This is a genomic window from Undibacterium sp. Rencai35W, assembly GCF_049340185.1.
Lineage (GTDB): Bacteria > Pseudomonadota > Gammaproteobacteria > Burkholderiales > Burkholderiaceae_D > Undibacterium.
This window is the reverse complement of record NZ_JBMPPC010000004.1, coordinates 68,295-94,116: the sequence shown is the minus strand read 5'-3', so window position 1 is coordinate 94,116 and position 25,822 is coordinate 68,295. Positions and strand designations below refer to the sequence as shown.

Here is a 25,822-nt window from a genome sequence, read left to right as displayed (position 1 = left end):
AAAAAAAACTACACTTTGTAGCTGAAGGATCGGCCCGATCATGACCAACCGTATTCTGATTATCACTAGCGTTGCGGTGGATGCCGATGTGTTGGAGGGGGTATTAAAAAAAGCGAGCGATGGACCGTTCGAAATAGAACGAGCGACCAAACTTGCGGATGGATTGAACGTATTAAAATCCACACATATCGATGCTGTACTGGTTGATCTGTCGCTACCCGATAGCCGTGGCATTGATACTTTTTTTCGACTTTTCGCTGAGGTGCCTTATCTGCCAATCCTGACGCTGAGTTCTGTGGAGGATGAGTCACTGGCGCGCGAAGCGGTGCAACGCGGATCACAGGGTTATCTTACAAAAGGACATTTTGCCAGCTACCTGGTACCACAGTCTTTGCGTAATGTCATACAGCGTAAAGCGGTAGAGGAAAGCTTTTATATCGATAAAGCCCGCGCTGAAATTACCTTGAACTCGATCAGTGATGCGGTGATCGGTACTGATATGGCCAACAATGTCGATTACCTGAATCTCGCTGCGGAACGCATGACCCAATGGTCACGCGAGGAAGCTCGCGGACGCCCCATCAGCGAAGTGATGCCGCTGATTAATGGTGAAACGCGTAAATCGGAAGCAAATCCTGTGACGGTTGTATTGGCAGAAGCCAAGCCGACGATCCTGATTCCGGGAACGATTATGATCCGACGTGATGGTAGTGAAGTCGCGATTGAAGATTCAACCTCGCCGATTCATGATTCGGCTGGACGCATGGCTGGTGCGGTAATTGTTTTCCATGATATTACCGCCGCCAAAGCGATGGCAATCAAGATGGCACATCTGGCACAGCATGATTTTTTGACGAATTTGCCAAACCGAGTTCTGTTGACTGACAGAATTGCGCAAGCGATTGGTCTTGCCAAGCGCCGCGGTACGCAGGTCGCTTTGTTATTTTTGGATTTAGATAATTTCAAACATATCAACGACTCGCTTGGACATGCGACGGGTGACAAGTTATTGCAATCTGTCGCGAAACGTTTAGTCGGCTGTGTCCGAGGATCCGATACCGTGAGCCGTCAGGGCGGTGATGAATTCGTGATCTTATTAACCGAGGATCAGGGCGGTGCTTACTCCTCACTGACCGCGGATAAAATTCTTGCTGCCCTCGCTGCCGTGCATTCTATCGGGAACAATGAGCTGCACATCACCACCAGTATTGGCATCAGCATTTATCCGGCAGATGGTTGTGACGCGGAGACATTGATAAAGAATGCAGACACGGCGATGTATCAGGCAAAAGAAAAAGGACGAGATAATTTTCAGTTCTTTAAAAACGAAATGAATATCCGTGCTGTCGAGCGGCAAGTGATCGAGGCAAATTTGCGTTATGCCCTCGAACGAAAAGAATTCGTCTTGCATTATCAGGCCAAGATTAATCTGACGACCGGTGCCATTACCGGCTCTGAAGCCTTATTACGTTGGATACATCCAAAGTGGGGAATTGTGCCCCCGAGTCGCTTTATTGCAATTGCCGAGGATTGCGGTGTCATCGTTGAAATCGGACGTTGGGTATTACGTCAAGCCTGTTTGCAGAACAAACGATGGGAAGAGGCAGGATTAAATCCCGGGTCGATCGCAGTGAATATTTCTGCGATTGAATTCCGCCGTCATGACTTCATCGACGTCGTAGGAGCGATTTTGACAGAGACTGGATTAAGGCCAGAATGCCTGCAATTAGAAATTACTGAAAGCGTCTTAATGCGAGAGGCCGAATCGAGCATCGCGATTTTAAAGCAGCTCAAGGACATGGGTGTACAACTGGCCGTGGATGATTTTGGTACTGGTTATTCCAGCCTGAGTTATCTGAATCAATTTCCGATTGATGTGCTCAAAATTGATAAATCCTTTGTCCATGACATCGGATCAGTCAAAGGAAACGGTATTATTGCCAGCGCTGTCATTGCCATGGGTAATAGCCTGAAACAAAAAGTCATTGCTGAGGGCGTAGAGGATCAGGCACAACTAGTGTTCTTAAAAGAGCAGCATTGTGAAGAGGGGCAGGGTTATATATTCTGCCACCCGGTAGCGGCAGAGAAATTTACCGCTTTATTAAGACGCGGTGTCGGTGGCACATCGATTCATTGATTTTATATGATTGCCAATGACTTCTTACGAGTATGACTGATTGTTAGTAGAGTCATTTTTTAAACTGTTTTTGGTTCGTCATCGTACATACATCGTGTGATGAAGTACGTATCCTGAGTATTATATTGAGTCTGTTTGAACGCGTATTATCGTGTGCAGCTCATCAGGAGAATTTGATGAATAAGCTGTTCCGGCCACCCGTTGTCAATAGCCTGCTGGGACGCCTATTGCGGGCAGGATTGAACCCTCTGAGTTTTGACCAGGATCGCGTGCTTTTGCAAAGCGGACAAGTATTGCATGACGCTGGTGAAGAGGTCAGCACGATCTATTTTCCCGAAACCAGTCTTATTTGTCTGTCAGGTAAATTGAACCTGAATTCCAGTCATGAGTTAGGTCTGATCGGCAAAGATGGTTTGGTCGGTATCACAGCGATGTCGGGAAAAAACCCCGACTACACCAAGGCAATCGTACAAAAAACCGGCAGCGCGGTCAGAATCAGCGCTACCGCTTTACAGCTAGAGATGCAGAAAAATCCTCAGGTGCAGTTAGCCCTATTTGAGTATATCAATCAATTTTTAGCGCAGACCATACAGATTGCCGTGTGCAGTAAATTTCATTTACTGGAAGCGCGCCTGGCGAGATATTTATTGACTACCAAGGATCATCTGGCATCAAAAGAATTTCATTTGACGCACGAATTTATTGCTCAATCACTTGGTGTGCGACGCGTCGGTGTGACAAAGGCGGCGGTCACCTTGCAGCGATTGCAGTTAATCAGTTATTCACGCGGTGAGATTAAAATTTTAGATGAATCAGGTCTGGAGAATATGAGCTGTGACTGCTATCGCCTGATCCGTGAGATTAGCCAGCGAGACGGCAATCATTAATTTTGAAGCTTAGATTGATCGCTTATTCGCATATCGACCACGCCCTACATGTTATTCATGATCGTTAGGATCAACGCATCTCTCTTGTCGAGGGAGATCGATGCGCTGACGGTTTTAGTTTTAGTGCTTACTGATCGCGTTCTTAATGATCTCTTTCGCATCGCCGATTTTTTTCTCTGCTTTGCCATGCGCCTGTTTCAATAAACCCTTGGCTTCCTGTTCGCGATTGCCTACCAGCTTACCCGCACGTTCTTGTACCTTGCCAGACATATCTTTGGCAACACCTTTGATTTGGTCTTTGTTCATGATCTTTTCCTTGGATGAGAGACAGATTACACCTATCAGTTTCAAGGCAGGTCAATCGACATTACCTCGAAAATGCACTGCGCAGAGCGTCAGTAGCATCAGAGTAGGCGTGCAGCCAGCGCTGGTCTGTTCGATATCGTACATTGGTCTTTCCGGTGCATTGTGTGCGCTGACGCACTGAGTAACTCTCTTTACTCAGTTATAAGCATCTATCGCTATTCTATTCACAGAGGCATCTGCATTCTGTGTGCCGGAGCAGCAGAACAGAACCGGACATCCCATATTGTTCAGGCATTGCGTAGCATGTCGTCGTTAGTTACAGGCGATGTTGTCTTTACGCTGCTTAGTCATATGGCCACCCACAAGTCCCTCTTCACCAAAGTGCCATGTTAAAACTCTCTAGCGGATCCCGCTCTTATTCGGAAGACGAGCCCCAGCTTCCGCCATTGAAGTCGGAGTTGTTTAGTGTCATCCAGATGGAGACACATGGCCGTGTTCTGGCAGGACGACATAAAATCGGCACCGATAAGTCTACTGATCAGTTATTGCCACGTCTGGCCGCTAACGAAGAGGCTCTGATTGATGCCTGCGCTGCGCTGACAGCTGCATTGAGAGAGAACCGCCAGATCACTCCCGCTGCCGAATGGCTGCTCGATAATTTTTATCTGATTGAAGAACAAATACGTATTGCCAAACAGCATTTGCCAAAAGGGTATAGCAAGGAATTGCCACGGCTGACGAATGGGCCATCGGGAGGTAAGCCGCGTGTATATGACATTGCACTGGAGACGATTTCGCATGGTGATGGTCGGGTTGACCCTGAGGGTTTAAGCCGGTTTGTCGCCGCGTATCAGCAAGTCACTATGCTGCGTCTGGGTGAATTGTGGGCGATCCCGATTATGTTACGCCTGGCATTAATCGAAAACTTGCGTCGTGTGGCGACACGGATTGCGACGTGCCGGGTGAACCGTAATCTGGCGAATGCTTGGGCTGACGAGCTGATCGATGCGGCTGATAAAGAACCCGGTAACCTGATCTTGCTCGTAGCAGATATGGCGCGGTCTGAGCCTCTGCTTGATAGCTCCTTTGTCGCTGAGGTCGCACGTCGTTTGCAGGGACAGAGTCCGGCATTGACGTTGCCGCTGACCTGGGTTGCGCAACGCTTATCCGAGACCGGCCTGACGATAGAACAGTTAGTGCAACTGGAGACACAGCAACAGGCCGCGGATCAAGTCTCCATCAGCAATAGCATCGGCAGTCTGCGTTTCTTAGGTGCTATGGACTGGCGGGATTTTGTCGAGACTATGAGTCATGTCGAGCATGTATTGCGACGCGACTATGCCGGCGTTTATGCTGAGATGGACTTTGCAACGCGGGATCGTTACCGGCATGTGATTGAGAGCCTTGCAAAACATGCTGCGATCAGTGAAGTTGATGTCGCAGAGCATGCGCTGCGTTTGTCATCGCAGGTGAAATCCGGCGATGCTGACAAGGCCGATGCAGAATACAGCGGGCAAAGCACTGGCGGAGAAGGACCGTCACGCAAAGAACATATTGGTTATTTTCTAGTAGGTAAAGGATTGCCCGCCTTGGAGCAGGCGATCGATGTGCAGTACGGCTATGTCAAAAAAATTCTGAATAAAAATAAGGATGCATCTGCCTCGTATTATCTGGGCCTCATCTTTACGCTGACTGCTTTGTTCACCATTCTGCTACTTAAAAAATCTTATGATGACGGATTGCGTGAGCTGAGCTTGGCGACACTGGGCGTCCTGGGATTCTTTGCCGGTAGCCAGCTGGCGGTTGCCCTGGTCAATTGGGTGGCGACCATATTGACTACGCCAAATCCTTTACCCCGGATGGATTTCTCTCTGGGGATCCCTGCCAAGGCGCGCAGTATTGTCGTGGTACCGACGATGTTGCTGCATGAATTGACGATTGATCGTTTATGTGAGGCACTGGAGGTCAGGTTTCTGGCGAATCGCGATGAGAATCTGTTTTTCTGTTTGCTGACCGACCTGGCCGATGCGCCGACGGAGACGACCGTACAGGATGAGATATTGATTCATCTGGCAACGAGCGCAATCACTTTACTGAACCAGACCTACGGTAATGACACGCATAGCCCATTCTTTCTCTTGCATCGGCCACGCCGCTGGAACCCGCAAGAACAGTGCTGGATGGGTTATGAGCGCAAGCGCGGCAAGCTATCGGATCTAAACGCGTTTTTACGTGGTAGCACCGATATCCTATTTACCCATATCGTTGGTAACGTCTCGCTGCTGACCGATATCCGCTATGTAATTACTCTGGATTCGGATACGCAATTGCCACGCGATTCTGCACGTCTGTTCATTGCAACGATCGCACATCCGCTCAATCAGGCTGTATATGATGCTAGCAGACAGTGTGTGGTAGAAGGCTACGGCATTTTGCAACCTCGTATAGTGTCTAGTTTGCCGAGTGCGAATGCGTCCTTGTACGAAAAACTGATCGGTGGTGAAGCTGGGATCGATCCGTATACCCGCTCAGTCTCTGACGTTTATCAGGATTTGTTTCAGGAAGGCTCATTTATCGGAAAAGGAATTTACGATATTGATGCCTTTGAGCTGGCGCTGAGTGCCAGACTGCCGGAAAACCGCATCCTCAGTCATGACCTGTTAGAGGGCTGTTATGCGCGCTCGGGCCTGATCAGCGATGTGCAGTTGCATGAAGAATATCCATCCCGTTATTACGCCGATGTCAGTCGCCGCCACCGCTGGATTCGCGGCGACTGGCAAATACTAACCTGGCTGTTACCAGATATTCCTTTGGTTGAAAAAGCGGTTACTGGTCGAGGTATGAGCGTAGATAAAAGCTTGGACTCAGTCCTCAGTTCAGAGAACCAAAGGACCAAAACACAGGCTCGCCCACGTACCACAGTGAACCCGCTGTCGATTCTGTCGCGCTGGAAAATTCTAGACAATGTCCGCCGTAGTCTGATCGCGCCTGTCTTGATTGCCCTACTAGTTTTTTCCTGGGTTTTGTTACCGTCACCGTGGGTGGGTAGTGTGGCTGTCGTAGTAATTCTTTTCCTGCCTTCTCTGGCAGCCTCATTGCTCGCCTTGCTGAATAAATCCCGTGAAGTATTGATCAGGCAGCACATACTCGCTGCTCTGCGAAATAGTCAGCGGCATCTGATGCATGTATTGCTCAATCTGACATTTCTTCCCTATGAAGCGTTTTATAGTCTGGATGCAATCCTGCGTACGGTCTGGCGTATGGTAGTTTCTCATCAGCGCATGCTGGAATGGCAGCCATCGAGCGAATCAAATCAGCATACCAATGGCAGCCTGATCGCTTCTCTGCGGCGCATGTGGAGTGCGCCTGTTTTTGCCTTTAGTCTGCTCATCATTTTACTGAGGGGTCGTCCTGCGACATTGCCGTTTGCATTTCCATTTGTATTGCTGTGGATAGCATCACCGGTGATTGCCTGGTGGGTGAGCCGCCCGGTGATGAAAAAAACCTCCGAACTTGATGCCGGGCACCAGGTTTTTTTGCATCGTCTTGCACGTAAAACCTGGGCTTTCTTTGACAGCTATGTCGGTCCGGCAGACAACTGGTTGCCACCTGACAATATGCAAGAACAACCTGTCGCTGTGGTCGCTCACCGTACCTCACCGACGAATATCGGGCTCGCTTTACTGGCCAACTTGTCTGCCTATGATTTTGCATATCTTCCTATGGGACGGTTGCTCGATCGCAGCGCTCATACACTGACGACGATGGGGCGACTGGAGCGCTATCAGGGACATTTCTATAACTGGTATGACACGATCAGTTTATTGCCCTTGCACCCCGTGTATGTGTCGACGGTCGACAGCGGTAATCTTGCAGGTCACCTGTTAACGCTGAAAGTCGGCTTGCTTCAATTGCAGGATCAGCCGGTTTTGTCAGCGACCGTTTTTCAGGGGATCAATCATACTTTTCAGGTATTAATTGAGAGTATGGATGTCGAACCTACCGAGGAGATACAGGCTTTTCATCATTGTATTGAAGACGCTTGCCATGCTGGTACCTCAGGCCAGCAGGATTTGTATGCTGCGATAGCGATGCTTGATTTATTGGAACACAAGGCACTCGACATTCAGGAGCAGATTGAGAAGCATAGCGGCCTGGTTGTGGATAAATTAGTAGATAAGGTCATTTTGCCGATGATTATCCCTGTCAATTTTGTCCCAACTGCACCGGAGAAAAAACAGCAGCAACTGTACTGGGCCCAGGCGCTGGTGCGTCAGTGCGCGGATGCCCGGGATGATTTACTGTTTCTCGCGCCGTGGCTAGCGGAGCCTAGTTTGAGGCAAATGAGTAAGGATATCGCCATATTAACGTTAGCTCCGACATTGAGTGAGCTGGCCCGATTCGGCGTAGAGATACTACCGATGATCGCCCGCATGAACGGTTCTGGAATCGCGGAAACAGATGCTCCCGAATTATGGGTGAGGCTGTCTGATCTGGTGACGCAGGGAAGCGTGCGGGCTAACGAACGTATTACAGAGATCCAGCAACTGGCATTGCAGGCGGTTGAGTTTGCACGGATGGAATATGGTTTTTTATATGAGCCGACCACGCATTTATTAGCGATTGGCTATAACGTTGCAGATCGTCGCCTGGACACTGGGTGCTACGATTTGCTCGCATCAGAGGCACGCTTGTGTAGTTTTGTCGCTATTGCACAGGGACAGTTGCCGCAAGAGACCTGGTTTGCCTTGGGTCGTCAATTAACACTGGCAGGAGGTGAGCCGATTCTCTTATCGTGGAGTGGCTCGATGTTTGAGTATCTGATGCCGTTGCTGGTGATGCCTAATTTTGATAATACCCTGCTCGACCAGACGTATAAGTCCGTCGTACAGCGACAGATAGAATATGGAGCACAGCGCGCTGTTCCATGGGGTATTTCTGAGTCTGGTTACCATGCATTTGATGCGAGTCTAAATTATCAGTACCGGGCTTTCGGTGTCCCGGGTCTGGGCTTAAAACGTGGCCTCGGTGATGATCTGGTTGTCGCTCCCTACGCATCTATGCTGGCGCTGATGGTGGTGCCAGAGCAGGCTTGCGAGAACTTACAGCGTCTGTCCAGAGAGGGGGCGGAGGGTAGCTTCGGTATGTATGAGGCGATTGATTACACGCCCTCGCGACTGCCGCGCGGACAGACTCAGGCGCTGATCCGTTCATATATGGCACATCATCAGGGGATGAGTTTATTGTCTCTGGAATATGTGTTGCTGGATCGTCCTATGCAGCGACGTTTCGTCTCGGATCCTTTGTTTCAGGCGACCTTATTGCTGCTCAAGGAGCGCATCCCAAAACCAAGCGCGTTTTATTCCAATACGACAGAACTCGCCGATATCCGTTCGGCCGCCGGTGAGCAAGAGATGCCGATGCGCATTATCACTAAAGTCGATTTGCGGATACCCGAGGTGCAGTTGCTGTCGAATGGCCGCTACAACGTGATGGTCACGAATAACGGCGGCAGCTATAGCCGGTGGCGCGATCTGGCGATTACACGCTGGCGTGAAGACAGTACCTGCGATAACTGGGGTAGTTTTTGCTATGTCCGCGATTTATCGAACGGCAGTTATTGGTCGAGTGCTTATCAGCCGACTTTACAGCCATCAAAATCTTATGAGGTCATTTTTTCTGAGGGGCGTGCCGAGTATCGCCGTCAGGATAACGGACTGGAAACCTACACCACGATTGTCGTCTCACCCGAAGATGATATTGAAATGCGTCGCACCCGTATCACTAACCGGTCGCGAGTGACCAGAACGATTGATATCACCAGTTATGCCGAGGTCGTATTAGCGCCTGCGGCGGCAGACAATATGCATCCGGCATTCAGTAATCTCTTCGTGCAAACAGAAATTTTACCGCAAGAGAGTGCCATTATTTGTCGTCGCCGTCCCCGCTCTGAAAGTGACTTTACGCCATCGATGTTTCATTTAATGGCAATACACGGCGCAACGAGCGAAGCGACATCATATGAGACCGATCGGATGGCTTTTATTGGTCGTGGTAACACGAGCCAGTCTCCCTTCGCAATGACACAAAAAACTTTATCCGGAAATCAAGGATCGGTACTTGATCCTGTTGTCGCGATTCGCCATCAGATCCGGCTGGAGCCAGAACAAACCGTCATCGTTGATATGGTCACGGGGGTAGCAGAAACCCGTGATCAGGTGCTTGGACTGATCGATAAATATCAGGATCTGCATCTGGCAGACCGGGTATTTGAACTGGCCTGGACTCATAGTCATGTGGTTCTGCGCCAGTTGAATGCAAGCGAGGCCGATGCCCAGTTATATGGGCGCCTGGCAAACTCAGTGATTTATTCTAATGCCCTGTTACGTGCCGACGCCAGTATTCTTGTCAAGAATCGGCGCGGTCAGTCTGGTTTATGGAGCTATGCAATTTCTGGCGATTTGCCGATTGTGCTGCTACAGATCAGTGACGTTGAAAATATAGAGCTAGTCCGCCAGATGGTGCAGGCACATGCTTACTGGCGTATGAAAGGCCTAGCGGTGGATCTGGTGATCTGGAATGAAGACAGGGCTGGTTATCGTCAAATCCTGCAAGACCAGATCATGGGCTTGGTCGCCTCCGGCATCGAGCCGCATGCCATGGAACGACCTGGTGGAATTTTTGTCCGTCTGGCAGATCAGATACCGAATGACGATCGTATCTTGTTGCAATCCGTGGCGCGCGCCATCTTGTCCGATACACGTGGCACACTGGCTGAACAGATTAATCGTCGCGCACAAGTTGAAGTGCGTATGCCTTTGCTGACCCTGAGTAAATCACATGTGCCGGTGCAGACTCCAGTACCGGCGATGCCGCCCGCTCGCAACGATCTCGTTTTATTCAACGGTACCGGTGGATTTTCTCCCGACGGCCGTGAATATGTCATCACAACGTCCGCCGCCAATACAACACCCGCACCTTGGGTCAATGTATTGGCGAATTCTCATTTCGGTAGTGTGATCTCCGAGAGCGGACAAGCTTATACCTGGGGTGAGAACGCCCACGAGTTTCGCCTGACACCGTGGTCGAATGATCCGGTATCGGATGGCGGCGGTGAAGTATTTTATTTACGTGATGAAGAGAGCGGTCACTACTGGTCACCGACCCCCTTGCCTTGTCGTGGTCAGGGTGAGTATGTGACCCGTCATGGTTTTGGATACAGTGTCTTTGAGCACGTTGAGGACGGCATTAAATCTGAGCTGTCTGTGTATGTCGCATTAAACGACGCCATTAAATTTTCGGTACTCAAAGTACGCAATGACTCTGGCGCAACCCGGTTGTTATCGGCGACTGGTTATGTCGAGTGGGTGCTCGGTGATGTACGGCAAAAATCGGTGATGCATATTGTGACTGAGGCCGATCCCGCGACCGGTGCCATCTTTGCCCGTAATTCGTATAACGCAGAATTTTGTGATCGTACTGCTTTTTTCTATGCCGATGCGATGACCTTGAGTATGAGTGGCGACCGTACCGAGTTCATCGGTCGCAATGGCAGCTTGCGACATCCTGCTGCGATGAACCGGACACGCTTGTCAGGCAAGCTGGGTGCGGGTTTAGATCCGTGTGCCGCAATCCAGATTCCGTTTGATCTGGCCGATGGTGAGCAGCGTGAAATTATTTTCTTGCTCGGTACCGCAGGGCAGCGCAGTGCTGACGTCAGCAATTTGATACGACGCTTCCGCGGGACTAGTGCGGCGGCTGATGTACTCACTGCTATCAAGCAGTATTGGGAGACGACTTTAGGCGCGGTACAGGTAGAGACGCCTGATCTCTCTCTGAATATATTGACGAATGGCTGGTTGATGTATCAGACACTTGCCTGCCGGTTGTGGGCGCGTAGTGGCTTTTATCAGTCCGGCGGAGCCTTTGGATTTCGTGATCAGTTACAGGATGTGATGGCGCTGATTCATACGCAACCGCAGCTCGCGCGTGAGCATCTGGTGCTGTGTGCAGCTCATCAATTTATTGAGGGAGATGTCCAACACTGGTGGCATCCACCGACCAATCGTGGCGTCCGTACACATTGTTCAGACGATTATCTATGGTTGCCGTTGGCGACTTGCCGGTATGTGAGCAGTACGCGTGACTACAAAGTGCTCGATGAAAAAATCAGCTTTCTGGAAGGGCGGCAAGTTAATTTTGATGAAGATTCCTACTACGACTTACCTGGTCAGTCTAACGATACTGCGACGCTGTATGAGCATTGTGTCCGTGCGATTACTCATGGTTTACGCTACGGCGTACATGGCTTGCCGCTGATTGGCTCGTGTGACTGGAATGACGGCATGGACAAGGTCGGTGCAGAAGGGAAGGGGGAGAGCGTCTGGCTGGCATTTTTCCTGTATCAGGTATTGATGCGTTTTGCCGGGTTGGCAGATCAGCGTCTGGATCAGGTATTTTCGGATCGCTGCCGGAGTGAGGCGGCGCGATTGCAAAAAAATATTGAACAACATGCGTGGGATGGTGACTGGTATCGTCGCGCGTATTTTGACGATGGCACGCCTCTTGGTTCTGCCACTAACGACGAATGTCAGATTGATTCTATTTCGCAAAGCTGGTCGGTGTTATCCGGTGCCGGCGATCCCGTCCGTTCCCGTGCGGCGATGCTGGCAGTCGATCAGCGGCTGGTGCGTCGCAAAGATTTGCTGATTCAGTTACTTGACCCGCCATTTGATCATTCGGATCAGAATCCGGGCTATATCCGCGGCTATGTGCCGGGTGTCAGGGAGAATGGCGGGCAATACACCCATGCAGCGATCTGGACGGCAATGGCGTTCGCAAAGCTCGGTGACAGCCAGCGTGCCTGGGAGTTATTTGACATGATCAATCCTGTCAATCATGCGCGTACCGCCGATCAGGTATCACTTTACAAAGTTGAGCCGTATGTTATCGCCGCGGATGTTTATGGTGTCAGTCCGCATATAGGACGCGGCGGCTGGACCTGGTACACCGGCTCGTCTGGCTGGATGTACCGGCTGATATTGGAGTCGCTGCTGGGTATTACGCTGGAGGGTGATCAGCTTCGTTTTAATCCTTGTCTGCCCGCTGAGTGGACGCATTTTAAAATCCATTACCGCTACAGGGATACTACCTATCACATTGTCGTCTCCACGAGCCACACCGAGAGTGAGGCAATGTCGCTTACGCTCGATGGCGTCGCACAAGAGTCACCATTGCTTCACATGGTGAATGATGGTCAGGATCATCAGGTGGAATTACGTATTGACTACATGACGCAATAGTTTTTTGTTCTATCCACATTATCAGTGATTTTATCCAGTCTCGATTTTCTCGGTCGGGTCGACTCTACCGGTTTGTTAAGGACGCAGAACTCATGCCATCGCCAGGGATGAGGTCTGCGTATCCGCGGCACAGGCATTACGAATGCTTGTTAACTCTGGGGTAAACATGGTGGCGGATTGCCACGGACGTCATCTATACAACCGATACTACACATTGAATTTTTTTACATCTATGTGAGTTACCGAACAGAGACCCGGTGTGTCTGTCCGTAAGCTCCGTTCTTATGCGCTGTCATGAGAACGACAAGAATCACTCTTCCTTTTCTCTTTGGTCAGCAATGTATTGCTCGAATTTATTTCCTATTCTGTTCATCATCTAAAGGTTTCAAAATGCAAAAATTCCATAAAATCGCACTCGCCGTGTCACTATTATGCGGTGTCGTTGGCAGCAGCATGGCACAACGTTCGCCAGAAAATTATGAGTACAATCCATCATGGTATGTCGCACCTAGTCTGGGTGCGATTGATGCCGATACCCATTTTGGTGTGACGGGTCATGGCGAAGCTGCGGCGATCCGTTTTGGTCGTGCGTATTCTCCTGACTGGGATCTGCAATTCGGCACCAGCTATGGTCGTCAGCGTGATAACGGTACGCGTTATCAGCAAAATACTTTGGGTGTCGATGCCTTGTATATGTTCTCTCGTAAGAGTTTTCGTCCGTTTCTGTTAATCGGCGCAGGTGCGCAATACGACAAGATCAATACGCCGCTGGTAGAAAAATCCCAAACATCGCCGTATATGAATGCCGGTATCGGTTTTCAATATGGTTTTACCGATCAGTTAGCAATACAGGCTGATCTGCGTCGTGTGCATGGCTTTATTCGCGGCGATGATTTGGGGTTTAGTCATTCGAATAATAATTATCTGAATGTCGGTCTGGTGTTTAGCTTTGACAAGCCAGTACAACGTGCTGCGCGCGTGGAGCCAGCTCCTGCACCTGACGCCTTAGTCATTTCAGAAACTCGCCCTGCACCAATGCCGATGCCAGCACCTGCACCAATGCCACCGCGCTTTGAAAAAGTGACTTTGTCGGCGACTGAATTATTTGGTTTTGACAGCGCAGCGTTGAATGGGCCACAGCCAAAGCTTGACGAGATCGCGGGTGTGCTGAACACCAACTCGCAGATCAGTGATGTCGTGATTACCGGTTATACCGATCGCCTGGGTACGGATAAATACAATATGAAGTTGTCGCAACGTCGTGCTGATGTCGTGAAAGCTTATCTGGTCGATAAAGGTGTGGCACTGACTCGCTTATCCGCACAAGGTAAGGGCGAATCGAATCCGGTTGTGCAATGTACAGAGAAAAATCGCGTTGCCCTGATCGTTTGTCTGGAGCCGAATCGTCGCGTCGAAGTAGAACAAATTACGATAGAACGCCGCGTGCAGTAATCGCCATAGAGTAAGAGCGGTCGTCACTGAACTGAGTGACGATTTTTGGGCCTCGCTAGTTGGTTATGGCGAGGCTTTTTTTATGCGCTTGCCTGGGAGGTAGTCAGATCGTTGTGGGCTTGAGTGTATGGAGCAATTATTGAGTAGAGATTTTAAGTAAAATTATATACTCCCCCTATATTGTCATTAAATAGGCCTTATTTCGCTTTATACCGTTGGTGGTTGAAAATATACTAAATAGGAGTATAGAATTTTCTATCAGGTCGTAAGCTGCCAAACACCAGCGCATACTGGCGCGTGAATTCCGCGCCCAGTAAAAAAATCTGTGCCGAATAATACACCCACAGTAGCAGTGCAATCATCGATCCTGCAGCACCGAAACTGGTTGCGACACCGCTGTTCCCGATGTAGAGACCAATCCCATATTTGCCAATAGAGAAGAGTGCCGCCGTACCTAGCGCGCCGATCCAGACATCGCGCCAGGATAAGCGTACTTGTGGCAGCATTTTAAAAATGACGGCAAATAGAGAGGCAATCACTGCAAAGCCGACCAGTGATGAAATCGGAATCAGGAGTAGCGCGATATCGATCTGAATGCCGCTCCAGTAATGCTCAAGAAATACCAGTGCTGCACTGATGATGAGCGAGACCAGCAGTAAAAATGCCAGCACGAGTATCAAGCCAAATGATAGCAAGCGCGTACGTAATAGTCGCCACAGGCCGGGCTGCTTCAGCTTAGGGACTTGCCAGATTTCATCCAGACTTTCTTTTAATTCGGCAAATACACTGGTTGCGCCGATTAATAGTAATAGTGTGGCCAGCAGCGTTGCCAGCCGGCCTTCTTCAGGATTGCGTGCGCCAGCTAACAGCAATTGAATTGCCTCCGCGCCACTGCGTCCGACAAGTCCCTGTAACTGATTCAATATTTCGCCTTGCGCTGCTTTTTGACCATAAAAAAATCCAGCGATGGCGAGTACCAGAACCAGAATCGGTGCCATCGAAAACAAGGTATAAAAAGCCAGTGCCGCACCTTTACTCGCTGCACGATGATGTATCCATTGTTCGATGGCGCGACCGATCACGGTGCACATCAGCTTAACCGACGACGGTAATAAAAAAATAGTGTCACGCACGGTATGTGTGACTGAGCTGAGCTGTTGTAAGAGTCGGCGATAGTGTGACGTCATGGAGCGCAATTTCCGGTGAATGATTCGTGTAGTCCGCTAACAAGGTTTGCAAGATAGCGCACGATGAATGTGGAAAAGTAGTGGTCGCTGCAAGACACGCAGGCGTAGTAAGTGCATCTTCGCAGCATGCCTGAACTATTTTGAGCGGTAGGTACGCTAGCGAACAGAGCACCATGTGGAAAGCGGCGATCATCATCATGAGCTGAATACAAGTTGAGTACAAACTTAGTTGCTAACTCAGTACAAGCGCAATCAGCGCAGCGATTGCGGATGAACACTATGTATCTCTGTCAGGGTTCTTGCCGGCGATGCACATTGTTGAGATTGAATTTGGCATCGGATTGGGTATTACTGGCTTTCTCCTTCTGACACACAGAACTTACCTTACTTACTTCATAAAGATCGGACATATTGCGATGAAAAAATTAACTACGGCACTTTCCTTCGGTGTTGCCAGCGCCCTGTTTCTGACACTGAGCGCGTGTAATAAACCGACGGATATCGCCGGACCATCCGCCCCGGCAATCACGGTGGGTACTCAGGTCGACGATACGGTAGTTAGCACAAAAGTATCCTCCGCATTGATGGCTGATAGCGATATCAAGGGCTATGACATCAAGGTTGCAGTGCGTAAAGGGGAAGTGATGCTAAGCGGCTTTGTCGACAATCAGACGCAAATCGACAAGAGCGTTGCGCTGACCCGTGTAGTCGAGGGTGTGACCGGCGTTGACAATAAATTGCTGATCAAAGAGAGCCCGAGGACCATCGGTAATAAAATTGACGATGGCGTCATTACTGCCAAAGTGAAATCAGTATTACTCGCCGACTCTGCTGTAAAAAGTTTTGATATCGGCGTTGTCACGAGTAAAGGCGATGTGCAGCTCAGCGGTTTTGTCGACAGCGAAACGCAAATCGCACGCGCCACTGAGGTCGCCAAAGGTGTAGAGGGCGTGCAGAAAGTGTCGAATCAGATGAGTGTAAAAAAATAGTGACAGATAAAATAGTGACAGGACATCGCCGCTTCGCCCGTTGACGCTGGCGTATCAGGCGGCGATCTCCGCTAGGTCCGTCAACTATTGACGCAATGATTTATTCCACCAATGCTGGCCTGAATGTGGCGCTGTCAGATCCAATCGTTCGCCCATTTCCGGCGTACTGATCTTCACTTGCTTCTGTTCTGCCAGTTCGACGATACGTTCAAACGGTTCTTGCCATACGTGCATTGCCAGATCGAAGGTGCCGTTGTGAATCGGTACGAGTTGTTTGCCGCGCAAGTCCAGATGGGCTTGCAGCGTTTGTTCCGGTTGCATGTGGATGTCCGGCCATTCCTTATCGTAAGCGCCGGTTTCTATCAGGGTGAGGTCGAATGGGCCGTATTTATCACCTATCGTTTTAAAACCATCGAAGTAACCGGTATCACCGCTGAAAAATACGCGGGTATCGTCATCCATGATGATCCAGGATGCCCACAAGGTCTGGTTGCCGTCGAACAGTCCGCGTCCCGAAAAATGCTGGGATGGTGCGGCTACCAGTTGAACCCCATGCACGTGCGTGTTTTCCCACCAGTCCAGCTGTTGAATTTTATGGGCAGGAATCCCCCATTTGATCAGCGTATCGCCCACGCCCAGCGGTGTCAGGAAATGCTCTACCTTCTCTGCCAGTTGCAGGATAGCGTCATAGTCGAGATGGTCGTAATGATCGTGCGACAGAATCACGGCTTTGATCGGTGGCAGATCCTGAATACTGATCGGCGTCTGATGAAAGCGTTGCGGCCCCATCCACTGCACTGGAGACGCGCGATCAGAGAATACAGGATCGGTCAGCCAGAATTCGCCTCGTAATTTCAGCAACATCGTGGAGTGGCCGAGACGGTACAGCGAGCGATCCGGCGCGGCGAGCAAATCGTCGCGGCTCAAGGCGTTTACAGGAATCGGTTGCGCTGGCACGGTACCGGCGGGCTTATGAAACATAAAGCGCCACATGATCTGCATGGTTTTGACGAATCCCGGACGAACCATGGAGGCGGCATTTCTGAATTTGCCTGCGGCGCGTTGAGGCGATTCCGCATAAGCGAGGGAGGTGGTGCAGACGGTCATCGTGCGGGTTGCCATAATCAATAGTCCTGTCAGAGAAACGCTAATCATTTATATGCTGCTAATCCGGTGTATGTCGTTCGAGATGAAAAGGTGATCAGGATGCTGGAACCTGATTGAGGTTGATTGATGTTGACTAAGGTGATTAATGTTAATGGAGGTTGATCCATGTGAGCTCAATCGGTTTTCGTCTCAATTACACTACACAGTGTAGTTTCATTTTAAAAGCAAAATCACGAAAAGTAAACTAATCAGTGTAAAATATTTAAATCCTTAGTTAAAAAGCATTCAAAAACATTTTTATGTCGATTCCTCTGCGTCTGACTGACCGTAAGCGCGAAGCTATTTTGCAGGCGGCGATTGCCGAATTCCTGGCACATGGTTTTGATGCCACCAGCATGGACAAAATTGCGGCCAGTGCAGCCGTTTCCAAGCGCACGGTGTATAACCATTTTCCCAGCAAAGACGATTTGTTTGAGGCAATTTTGTTGCAGCTCTGGGACAGCAGCGCTGCACTTGCCGAGATTCGTTATCAGCCAGGTCAGGCCCTGCGTGAGCAGTTGATGGCTTTGATGCAGCAAAAAATGAGCATGCTGAACGACAAGAGCTTTATGGATCTGGCCAGAGTGGCGATTGCAACAGCCATCCACGATCCGGTGCGGGCGCAAGAGATGATCGCCCGCATGGGAGCTCGCGAAGAGGGTGTCACCACCTGGCTGCGCGCTGCGCAAGCCGATGGACAGATCAGAGACATCGACCCGGAATTCGCGGCCCACATGCTGCAAGGACAAATCAAGGCATTTGCATTCTGGCCGCAAATCGCAATGGGACAGCCTCCTCTGACCGATACGCAACAAGCGGCAGTGATACAAACCGCTGTCGATATGTTTCTAGCTTACCTTGCTGTGAGCACGGTCGGCTAAGTTCAGCACCTGCCCGCTACCAGGGCAATGATTCACCACGATAATCGAAGAAGCCACCGGAATTCTCCGGCAGCAACCTGTCGATCACATCGAGAAGTCGTTCCGCTGCCAGCTCCGGTGTTTGTACTTCCAGGCCAGACTTACTGAAGGCAGACGACAAACGGGTGTGCACCGTGCCCGGATGCAGTGCGACACAAATCGCTGCTGGCTGGCGACGGTGTAATTCAATTGCCGCTGTGTGTACAAGCTGATTTAATGCCGCTTTTGAGGCACGATAGCTATACCAGCCGCCAAGCTGATTGTCCCCGATACTACCAACCTTGGCAGATAAACTGGCGAACACAGCTTTGCCTTCGCGTGGCAACAAAGGCAAAAAATGCTTCATCAGCAACGCCGGACCGATCGCGTTAATCGCGAACGACTCCGCCATCTGAACCGCATCAATCTGGCGCAAGCTTTTTTCAGGCTGCAGGCGCTCGTTGTGCAGTAATCCTGTGGCGTCGATGATCAGGCGTATCTCACCTAATGCCGCAACATAGTTCGCGCAGGACTCGATCTGCGCTTCGTCGAGCAGATCCAGCGCTGGCGTGCTCTGGCGGCTCAGAGGAATAACCTGAGCGAAGGCTGTTGAGGTTTGCAGCGCTGTCAGCAGTGCCTGACCAATACCGCCGGTGGAGCCGATTACGACACACACTCCACCTGCGTTGAAGGAAGACATTCCGGCCATATCAGGCTTTTTTATTCCAGGCACTGCACCAGCCTTTGGCATTTACTTGCTTGCCACCGACGGCACCGCAGACACCCCAGGCGTCACCTGCTTTGCCCTGAAACAATTGGCAGTTACCGCAGTTGCGTCCGGCGGCAAAAGTCGCGTATTTTTTCGCGTCTACTTTGCTGGCATCGTGTTTATAACCCAGTGCGGTGGCGATGGCATCGCTTTCCTCGAGCTTGGCTGCTTGTGCCGTTGCCATACCGGAGCTGCTGAGTAAAACGGCGGCGGTCGGGAGTGTCGTGAAAATGAATTGTCTGCGTGTGGTCATGATGCATCCTTGGCGAGTGGCTTGAGGGTGGGTGGTTGTTCTGGGACAAAGTAAATTTGATGACGAAGATGAAACATGTTTGTCTCTGCTTTGTCCTTTGAAAATTCTTTATTTAAGAATTTCACTATCAATTTAAGCTGATTAACTTTTTGTGTCCAGTCAATGAATCGAAAAATGTGATATAAAGCGGTTCAATTGCATTTATTTTGAATGAATTGAACTGCTTAAACTGAATGGGGAACGATGATGAACACGACAAATACGGTAAATGACCCGCATACGCCAACCTACCGCAGTGGCGTTGCAGCCCGTCTGGCAGGGGTGCCGGTAGAAACCTTACGGGTTTGGGAGCGCCGCTACAAAGTCGTGGGACCGAGCATGAGTTCCAGCGGACAACGTTTGTATTCGTCTGCCGAAATCCGGCGTCTGGCATTGATTAAGCAATTGGTTGATATGGGACATCCTATCGGCTCTATCGCCACAATGTCGACCGACGCTCTGATCGCAATGCGCAGTGCGACCAAAACACTGGAAGCGCCGCGTAATAGCAGTGAGGTTGCGGCACGTGTTTCCAGAGTCGTACTGGTCGGTCCCTTGTTATCCTCGCGTCAGTTTGAGAACACCTTGCATGACAGCACGCTGGTCATCGCTGAGCGTTATGTGAATCTGACGGATGCCAGCAATCCGCCGCAACGTATTGACGCCGATATTCTTGTGACTGAATTTCCTATCTTGAATGAGGCATCGCAAGATGCGATCGCTAGCGTCAAAAACGCCTGCGGTGCGACCCAGGTGATCGTTCTTTACCGGTTTGCTCCGAGCGCAGTGATACGTCGTTTGCGTATGGCGGGCTATGAGGTTGCCAGAGCGCCGTCGGATTCGATTGAGATCGAAGCCTTATGCCGGGCCTTGTTGCGTATTCCATCGGTTGAGTCGAAGATAGCGGCATCGGTTCCTCCTGCAATTGCGAGCATACCGGCGCCCCCTAGATTTGATGAGCAAGGCTTGATTGCCTTGGCAAATTCTTCCAGCACAGTATATTGCGAATGTCCGCGCCATTTGGTTGAGCTGGTCTTAAGCATGAGCGCTTTTGAGCGTTACAGCGCGGAATGTGCCAATCGCGGTCCCGACGATGCCGCATTACATCGGGATTTGCAGCATACTGCCGGACACGCAAGAGCATTGTTGGAAGGCGCCTTGCTACGTGTCGCTACTGCCGAGGGAATACATGTTCCACAGACTTTGCCGGCGACCAGAGATCTCGCTACGAATATGTAACCCTATTTCTCATAGCCCCGGCCATATCTGGCCGAGGCTACTTAATACATCTCACTAGTTAAAGAAATTTTTTGACAGTCTCAAACCACAGTATGTTAATGCCCACAATACCAATTCCAACTAAAAACATGTAGGTGTCTGGTGAACTGAACGCAAATAGTTGCGCGATAAATGGCACTGTCAATATAAGCGTCAGCGCAAGTACAGTAGCAATCGCAATTTTCCAGAAGTAAGGATTCTTGGTCATCAATATTGTCCATGATGGTTGATTCAGAGAGCGGTTAACCAGTATCAGACCGAGATTCGATAATACCAATACAAAGAAAGTCAGCGCTCTGGCGCTATCATCGGATTTGCCCGATACACGAGCCCAGATGAAGAGTCCGATCAGAGTTAACAGCAAACCAGCACCCTGCCATAATCCGCGATACACCACTCTTTTATCAAATAGGCGAGTACTCGATGACCGGGGTGGATTCTTCATATTGTCGGTATCTGGTGGCTCAGCCTCGAAGATGACAGAGCAGGCAGGATCAATGATCAATTGCAGGCTCAGTACGTGTACGGGCATTAATAACATTGGCCATCCCAGTAGCACGGGTATCAGAGATAACCCCACTATCGGAACATGGACTGCTACCACAAAAACAATCGCTTTCTTTAAATTACTGAATACGCGGCGCCCGTACCTAACGGCGGTCACTAATGAAGAAAAATCGTCATTCAATAAAACCAATGCGGCCGCCTCACGGGCGACGTCGGTACCACGCGCACCCATCGCCACACCAATGTTGGCAGCCTTTAATGCCGGAGCGTCATTCACGCCATCACCAGTCATCGCAACAATTTCGCCATGCGCACGATACGCATTGACGAGACGTAGTTTTTGATCTGGCTGAACCCGGCAAAAAATATCTGTCCCCATGAGTTTTGTCTGAAGATCCTTATCACTTATCGTCGATAGTTCGGTCCCTGTGATTAGGTCGCCACCAGTTGCTAAACCAGCTTGTTTGGCAATCGATAGTGCTGTTGCCGGATGATCACCAGTCATCATAACAACCCGAATACCAGCTTCATGACATTCGTGAATGGCAGTAGCAACATCGTCCCTGACAGGATCTTCTAAACCGACTAAACCCAGAAATTCAAAATCAAAATCATGCTGAATTTCAGGTAGTTTTTTTGCATGGAATTCTGCGCGAGCTACGCCGAGCACACGCAGGCCATCGGCGGCCATTTGTAATACCTGTTCTGTAATTCGCGTGCGATCTTGTTCATGTAAATGACATAAATCAATAATCGCTTCTGGCGCCCCCTTCGCCGCAATCAAATACGCACTGTGATCGGGTGACTGCCACACGCGAGACATTGCCAGCATCTCATGTGACAGCGGATAGTCATCAATGAGTGTCCAGTTTGTATGCAGGTGTTCCGTATTTGACAGCAATATTTTTCCTGCATTGGCAATCGCCGTTTCCATTGGATCAAAAGCACGACGATGACTCGCCAGAATCGCGAATTCTAAAGTTTCGTGCAAATTTTCTTGTAGTGTTTGCGTTTGCTTTGTATGGTTATCATAAATCTCTTCATGCAATTGCAAACGCCTCACCACCATGCGGTTGGTAGTAAGAGTTCCTGTTTTGTCGACACACAATACAGTGGTTGCTCCCAATAGCTCAATAGCGGGAATACTTCGCGCTAATACATTCTCTTTGGCTAAACGCCATGCGCCTAGCCCTAAAAATATCGTCAAAATAACAGGAAGTTCTTCAGGTAACACAGCCATCGCCAAGGTCAGGCCAGCCAGCACTCCGTGTAACCAGTCACCGAGCTGGAGCCAATACACCAAAGCCAATGCGCATGCCAGTAATAATCCGACGACGGCTACCCGTTTGACGACCAGAGCGGTTTCTTTCTGGATAGGGGTATTTTGTTGCGTAATACCAGTAAGTGATAGCCCAATTTTTCCTAATGCACTTTACTGACCAATTGCAGTGACTCGCCCGGTCGCGGTTCCCTGTGTCACTAAAGTGCCTGAGTACACCAGGTTGATTGCTTGATTTTCTTCCTTATTTGGGCGGACAGATTGTGTTTCGATCGCTCGCTTAACTACCGGAACAGATTCGCCCGTTAGCATCGATTCATCGACTGTCAAATTGGTCGTATCAAGTATCACAATATCAGCAGGAATACGATCTCCTTCGGATAGTAAGACGATGTCACCATATACCAGCTCCCGACCATCAATTTTTTGAAGTTGCTTATTACGGATGACCAGCGCTTGTGGACTGGAGAGATCGCGCAGTGCGTCAAGCGATCTCTCTGTACGCCGTTGCTGAAAAAAAGTCATTACCATAACGACGACGACAAATCCGAGCAGCATCAACGCTTCACTTAAACTGCCGAGTGCCATATAAATACCGCCGCAAGCGAGCAATAACAGAAACATGGGCTCAGTGACGATATCTTTGACTAAATGCAGAACGGTTCCCGGTTTGGATCTGACCAATTCATTAAAGCCCCCTGAGTCGCGTTGTTCGGCAATTTGTACGTCACTGAGTCCCTGATAGGGTGAATTAAAGTCTGTCATGAGTGCTCACTATTGTGGATACACCAAGAATAACGGTCTGCCGATCATGAATCCGCTCGCTAGCGCACAGACGCATTTTTTATTATCTCTTATGGTACGAACTGATTGAACTATGGGCTTTGAGCTAAAGCAATCTCTAAGAAGATGAGTGCAACAGGCGATGGGCAATACCCTCATCAGGCAGTGGCATCTGAGTACAAACAGAAGAGGCATTAACGCCTCTAACAGAAATATCAAAACATAGTTCTGACAAGTTCTGTTAAAAAATGGGAGGAGGTTCTATGGTTCCGACAAAGAATAAAATTCATTTTCTTGTCGTGAATGATTCAGATGTCATGCAGAAAATCATCGTTGCCCTGTTAAAAGAACTCGGTTATCTGAAAATCTCTTTATCGGATAGTGGTGAGAAAGCATTGCTCTCAATTAGAGCTGCATCTCTGATTGGTGCGCCTATTGATTTCATTATTTCTGACTCCACGATGCCAATGATGACCGGTCTGGAGTTCATACGGGAAGTGCGTCAGTTAGACGGGATGAACCAGATCCCCATTCTTATGGTTACTGCGCAAGCAAAAACACAGGACATCATCTCAGCCGTCAATGCAGGCGCTGATAGTTATCTGGTAAAACCATTTAAAGCCAATAGCCTCAGAAAGAAAATAGAAGGTCTGTTGGTGTCCCACCATTTAATGGACGCACCGATTGTTTTTGGCGGATTTGGTCAGCTATAAAATTTCATACTATGTTGGACAGCTAACCGAACTAGAAGACTTTTATCCATACTCTACATTGATCTCCGAACGACCTTACAAAGGAATCAAGATGAACAAGGTTCACATCAAAACGGAAGCAACGCATTACATCAAACCAGCACCAAAATTAATTGAATTGAGTGAACATCATCAGGCCGCAGCACGCTTCCATGAACATGCTTCACGTTATCACTTAGAAGCGGCGAAACACTATGAATCTGGCCAGTTTGAGGCGGCGACGTTTCATGCTCACATTGCTCATGGACATGCTTTAGACGCCTTGCAGCAGAGTGACGAGGCTGCACGTATCCACGCACGAACACTCACTCCTTCTCATTTGCCGACTGAAAAGAATACATCCACTTAGATCATTGCTGACTTAGTTATCGTATCTTTTTCTATTTATTGCAATGTATATTCAAACAAAAAAGACCATTATGAGCTATCAAAGCATCAATCCGAATACCGGACAAGTCACCAATATTTTTAGTCAATTAAACGATATTGAGTTGGAGAAGCATATTGAAACAGCGAGCGACTGTTTTACTACTTGGCGCAAAACAAGTTACTCAGAACGATCTGCAATTTTAATCAAAGCGGCTGGCTTAATGCGCGAGCGCATCGACGATTTTGCGAAGCCCGTCACCATGGAAATGGGTAAATTATTAGAGCAAGCCAGAGGAGAGGTTCTTGTTAGTGCCGATATTATTGAGTACTACGCGGAGAATGCTGCTGAATTTCTAGCCCCACAAATACTGACGCCTAGTTCAGGATCTGCCTTTGTAGAGAATAGTCCCCTTGGTATTTTATTTGGTGTGCAGCCATGGAATTTTCCTTATTACCAGTTGGCGCGCTTTGCGGCCCCTAACCTGATGGCAGGTAATGTCGTGATGGTGAAGCATGCGGCATGCGTACCTCAGTGTGCGCAGGCATTTGAGCAGTTATGGCTCGATGCCGGCGCGCCGGAGGGACTGTATACAAACCTCTTTATTTCATACGATCAGGTCAATCGGGTGATTGATGACCGGCGTATTAAGGGTGTTGCTCTGACGGGTAGCGTTGAGGCCGGTAGGTCCGTCGCAGAACGTGCCGGGAAGAACCTGAAAAAATCAACGATGGAATTAGGTGGCAGCGACGCATTCATCGTACTCGAAGACGCGGATCTGGATCGCGCCGTGTATTGGGCGATATGGGCAAAGATGAACAATACCGGGCAATGTTGTGTCGCTGCAAAGCGGTTTATTCTTGTTGAGCCGGTTGCTGACGCATTCATAGCGCGCTTTCAACAGGCATTAAGCGCATTGGTTCCCGGCGACCCTATGGAAAGCGCTACAACTTTAGGTCCCTTGTCTACAGAATCCGCACTTCTTAAACTCCTTGAGCAAGTAGAACGCGCAGTTACTGCGGGGGCGACCTTAGTCATGGGCGGGAAACGGATTGATCGACCGGGGTTTTTTATGGAGCCCACGATTTTGACAAATATTGCACCGGGCAATCCTGCTTACAATGAAGAGTTCTTTGGCCCTGTCGCGATGTTCTTCCGTGTGAAAGATGAGGATGAGGCGATTGCTTTAGCGAACGACTCTGAATTTGGTTTGGGTGGGTCTGTATTTACTCAAGATATCGAACGGGCAAAGCGGATCGCAAGTAGCATCGATACGGGAATGGTATTTATTAATCACCCGACTTGGACAAGTCCGGATCTGCCATTTGGCGGGGTAAAAAATTCTGGTTACGGCAGAGAGTTATCGAGTCTAGGTATTCAGGAGTTTGTGAATAAAAAACTGATACGTGTCCAGACGCTTGATGCGCCAGCATAAATCAGATGATTGACATACTTTATGCGACATGAATGTGAACTAAAGCACACTAAAG

Annotated in this window: 15 protein-coding genes and 1 pseudogene; 10 read left to right on the top strand and 6 right to left on the bottom strand. The window is 49.4% G+C overall.

Going from position 1 to position 25,822, the window contains the following annotated elements; all coding sequences use genetic code 11:
* The first annotated feature begins 40 nt into the window (after window positions 1-40).
* Entirely contained in the window at window positions 41-2,137 is a 2,097-nt protein-coding gene (locus tag ACO0K3_RS10025; protein WP_422984186.1) for an EAL domain-containing protein, read from the top strand.
* Window positions 2,138-2,313: 176 nt separating this feature from the next.
* Entirely contained in the window at window positions 2,314-3,024 is a 711-nt protein-coding gene (locus tag ACO0K3_RS10020) for a Crp/Fnr family transcriptional regulator (protein WP_422984184.1), read from the top strand.
* Window positions 3,025-3,144: 120 nt separating this feature from the next.
* On the opposite strand, the gene ACO0K3_RS10015 is transcribed toward ACO0K3_RS10020, so the two are convergent.
* Window positions 3,145-3,330, bottom strand: a complete 186-nt coding sequence (locus ACO0K3_RS10015; protein ID WP_422954866.1) for a CsbD family protein — start codon at window positions 3,328-3,330, stop codon at window positions 3,145-3,147.
* A 386-nt stretch (window positions 3,331-3,716) separates the two neighbouring features.
* Between ACO0K3_RS10015 and ACO0K3_RS10010 the strand changes: the two genes are divergently transcribed.
* Together ACO0K3_RS10010 and ACO0K3_RS10005 are read left to right on the top strand one after the other, a co-directional pair.
* Window positions 3,717-12,632, top strand: a complete 8,916-nt coding sequence (locus ACO0K3_RS10010) for a GH36-type glycosyl hydrolase domain-containing protein (RefSeq protein WP_422984181.1) — start codon at window positions 3,717-3,719, stop codon at window positions 12,630-12,632.
* 390 nt (window positions 12,633-13,022) lie between these two features.
* On the top strand, window positions 13,023-14,084 hold the full coding sequence (locus tag ACO0K3_RS10005; protein WP_422984179.1) for an OmpA family protein: 1,062 nt from the start codon (window positions 13,023-13,025) through the stop codon (window positions 14,082-14,084).
* Between the two features lie 233 nt (window positions 14,085-14,317).
* Here the strand turns inward: ACO0K3_RS10005 and ACO0K3_RS10000 are convergent, their stop codons facing one another.
* On the bottom strand, window positions 14,318-15,175 hold the full coding sequence (locus ACO0K3_RS10000) for a YihY/virulence factor BrkB family protein (RefSeq protein WP_422984823.1): 858 nt from the start codon (window positions 15,173-15,175) through the stop codon (window positions 14,318-14,320).
* A 512-nt stretch (window positions 15,176-15,687) separates the two neighbouring features.
* On the opposite strand from ACO0K3_RS10000, the gene ACO0K3_RS09995 reads away from it, so the two are divergent.
* Window positions 15,688-16,260, top strand: a complete 573-nt coding sequence (locus tag ACO0K3_RS09995; protein WP_422984177.1) for a BON domain-containing protein — start codon at window positions 15,688-15,690, stop codon at window positions 16,258-16,260.
* Window positions 16,261-16,344: 84 nt separating this feature from the next.
* Here the strand turns inward: ACO0K3_RS09995 and ACO0K3_RS09990 are convergent, their stop codons facing one another.
* Window positions 16,345-17,415, bottom strand: a complete 1,071-nt coding sequence (locus ACO0K3_RS09990) for an MBL fold metallo-hydrolase (RefSeq protein WP_422984175.1) — start codon at window positions 17,413-17,415, stop codon at window positions 16,345-16,347.
* Window positions 17,416-17,666: 251 nt separating this feature from the next.
* On the opposite strand from ACO0K3_RS09990, the gene ACO0K3_RS09985 reads away from it, so the two are divergent.
* Window positions 17,667-18,287, top strand: coding sequence for a TetR/AcrR family transcriptional regulator (locus ACO0K3_RS09985; RefSeq protein WP_422984173.1), 621 nt, complete (start codon window positions 17,667-17,669; stop codon window positions 18,285-18,287).
* A gap of 16 nt (window positions 18,288-18,303) precedes the next feature.
* Here the strand turns inward: ACO0K3_RS09985 and ACO0K3_RS09980 are convergent, their stop codons facing one another.
* Window positions 18,304-19,014 (bottom strand): SDR family NAD(P)-dependent oxidoreductase, encoded by a 711-nt coding sequence (locus tag ACO0K3_RS09980; protein ID WP_422984171.1) that lies wholly within the window; start codon window positions 19,012-19,014, stop codon window positions 18,304-18,306.
* Between the two features lies 1 nt (window position 19,015).
* Entirely contained in the window at window positions 19,016-19,327 is a 312-nt protein-coding gene (locus ACO0K3_RS09975; protein WP_422984169.1) for a high-potential iron-sulfur protein, read from the bottom strand.
* 243 nt (window positions 19,328-19,570) lie between these two features.
* On the opposite strand from ACO0K3_RS09975, the gene ACO0K3_RS09970 reads away from it, so the two are divergent.
* Window positions 19,571-20,605, top strand: a complete 1,035-nt coding sequence (locus ACO0K3_RS09970; RefSeq protein WP_422984167.1) for a MerR family transcriptional regulator — start codon at window positions 19,571-19,573, stop codon at window positions 20,603-20,605.
* Window positions 20,606-20,663: 58 nt separating this feature from the next.
* On the opposite strand, the pseudogene ACO0K3_RS09965 reads toward ACO0K3_RS09970, so the two are convergent.
* Window positions 20,664-23,195: pseudogene (locus ACO0K3_RS09965) on the bottom strand (cation-translocating P-type ATPase).
* Window positions 23,196-23,476: 281 nt separating this feature from the next.
* Between ACO0K3_RS09965 and ACO0K3_RS09960 the strand changes: the two are divergent.
* From ACO0K3_RS09960 to ACO0K3_RS09950, 3 genes are all read left to right on the top strand, one after another.
* Complete coding sequence (locus ACO0K3_RS09960) at window positions 23,477-23,926, top strand: response regulator (RefSeq protein WP_422984165.1); 450 nt, start codon at window positions 23,477-23,479, stop codon at window positions 23,924-23,926.
* A gap of 91 nt (window positions 23,927-24,017) precedes the next feature.
* Window positions 24,018-24,314, top strand: a complete 297-nt coding sequence (locus ACO0K3_RS09955; RefSeq protein ID WP_422984163.1) for a hypothetical protein — start codon at window positions 24,018-24,020, stop codon at window positions 24,312-24,314.
* A 70-nt stretch (window positions 24,315-24,384) separates the two neighbouring features.
* On the top strand, window positions 24,385-25,767 hold the full coding sequence (locus tag ACO0K3_RS09950; protein ID WP_422984161.1) for an NAD-dependent succinate-semialdehyde dehydrogenase: 1,383 nt from the start codon (window positions 24,385-24,387) through the stop codon (window positions 25,765-25,767).
* Window positions 25,768-25,822: the final 55 nt, after the last annotated feature.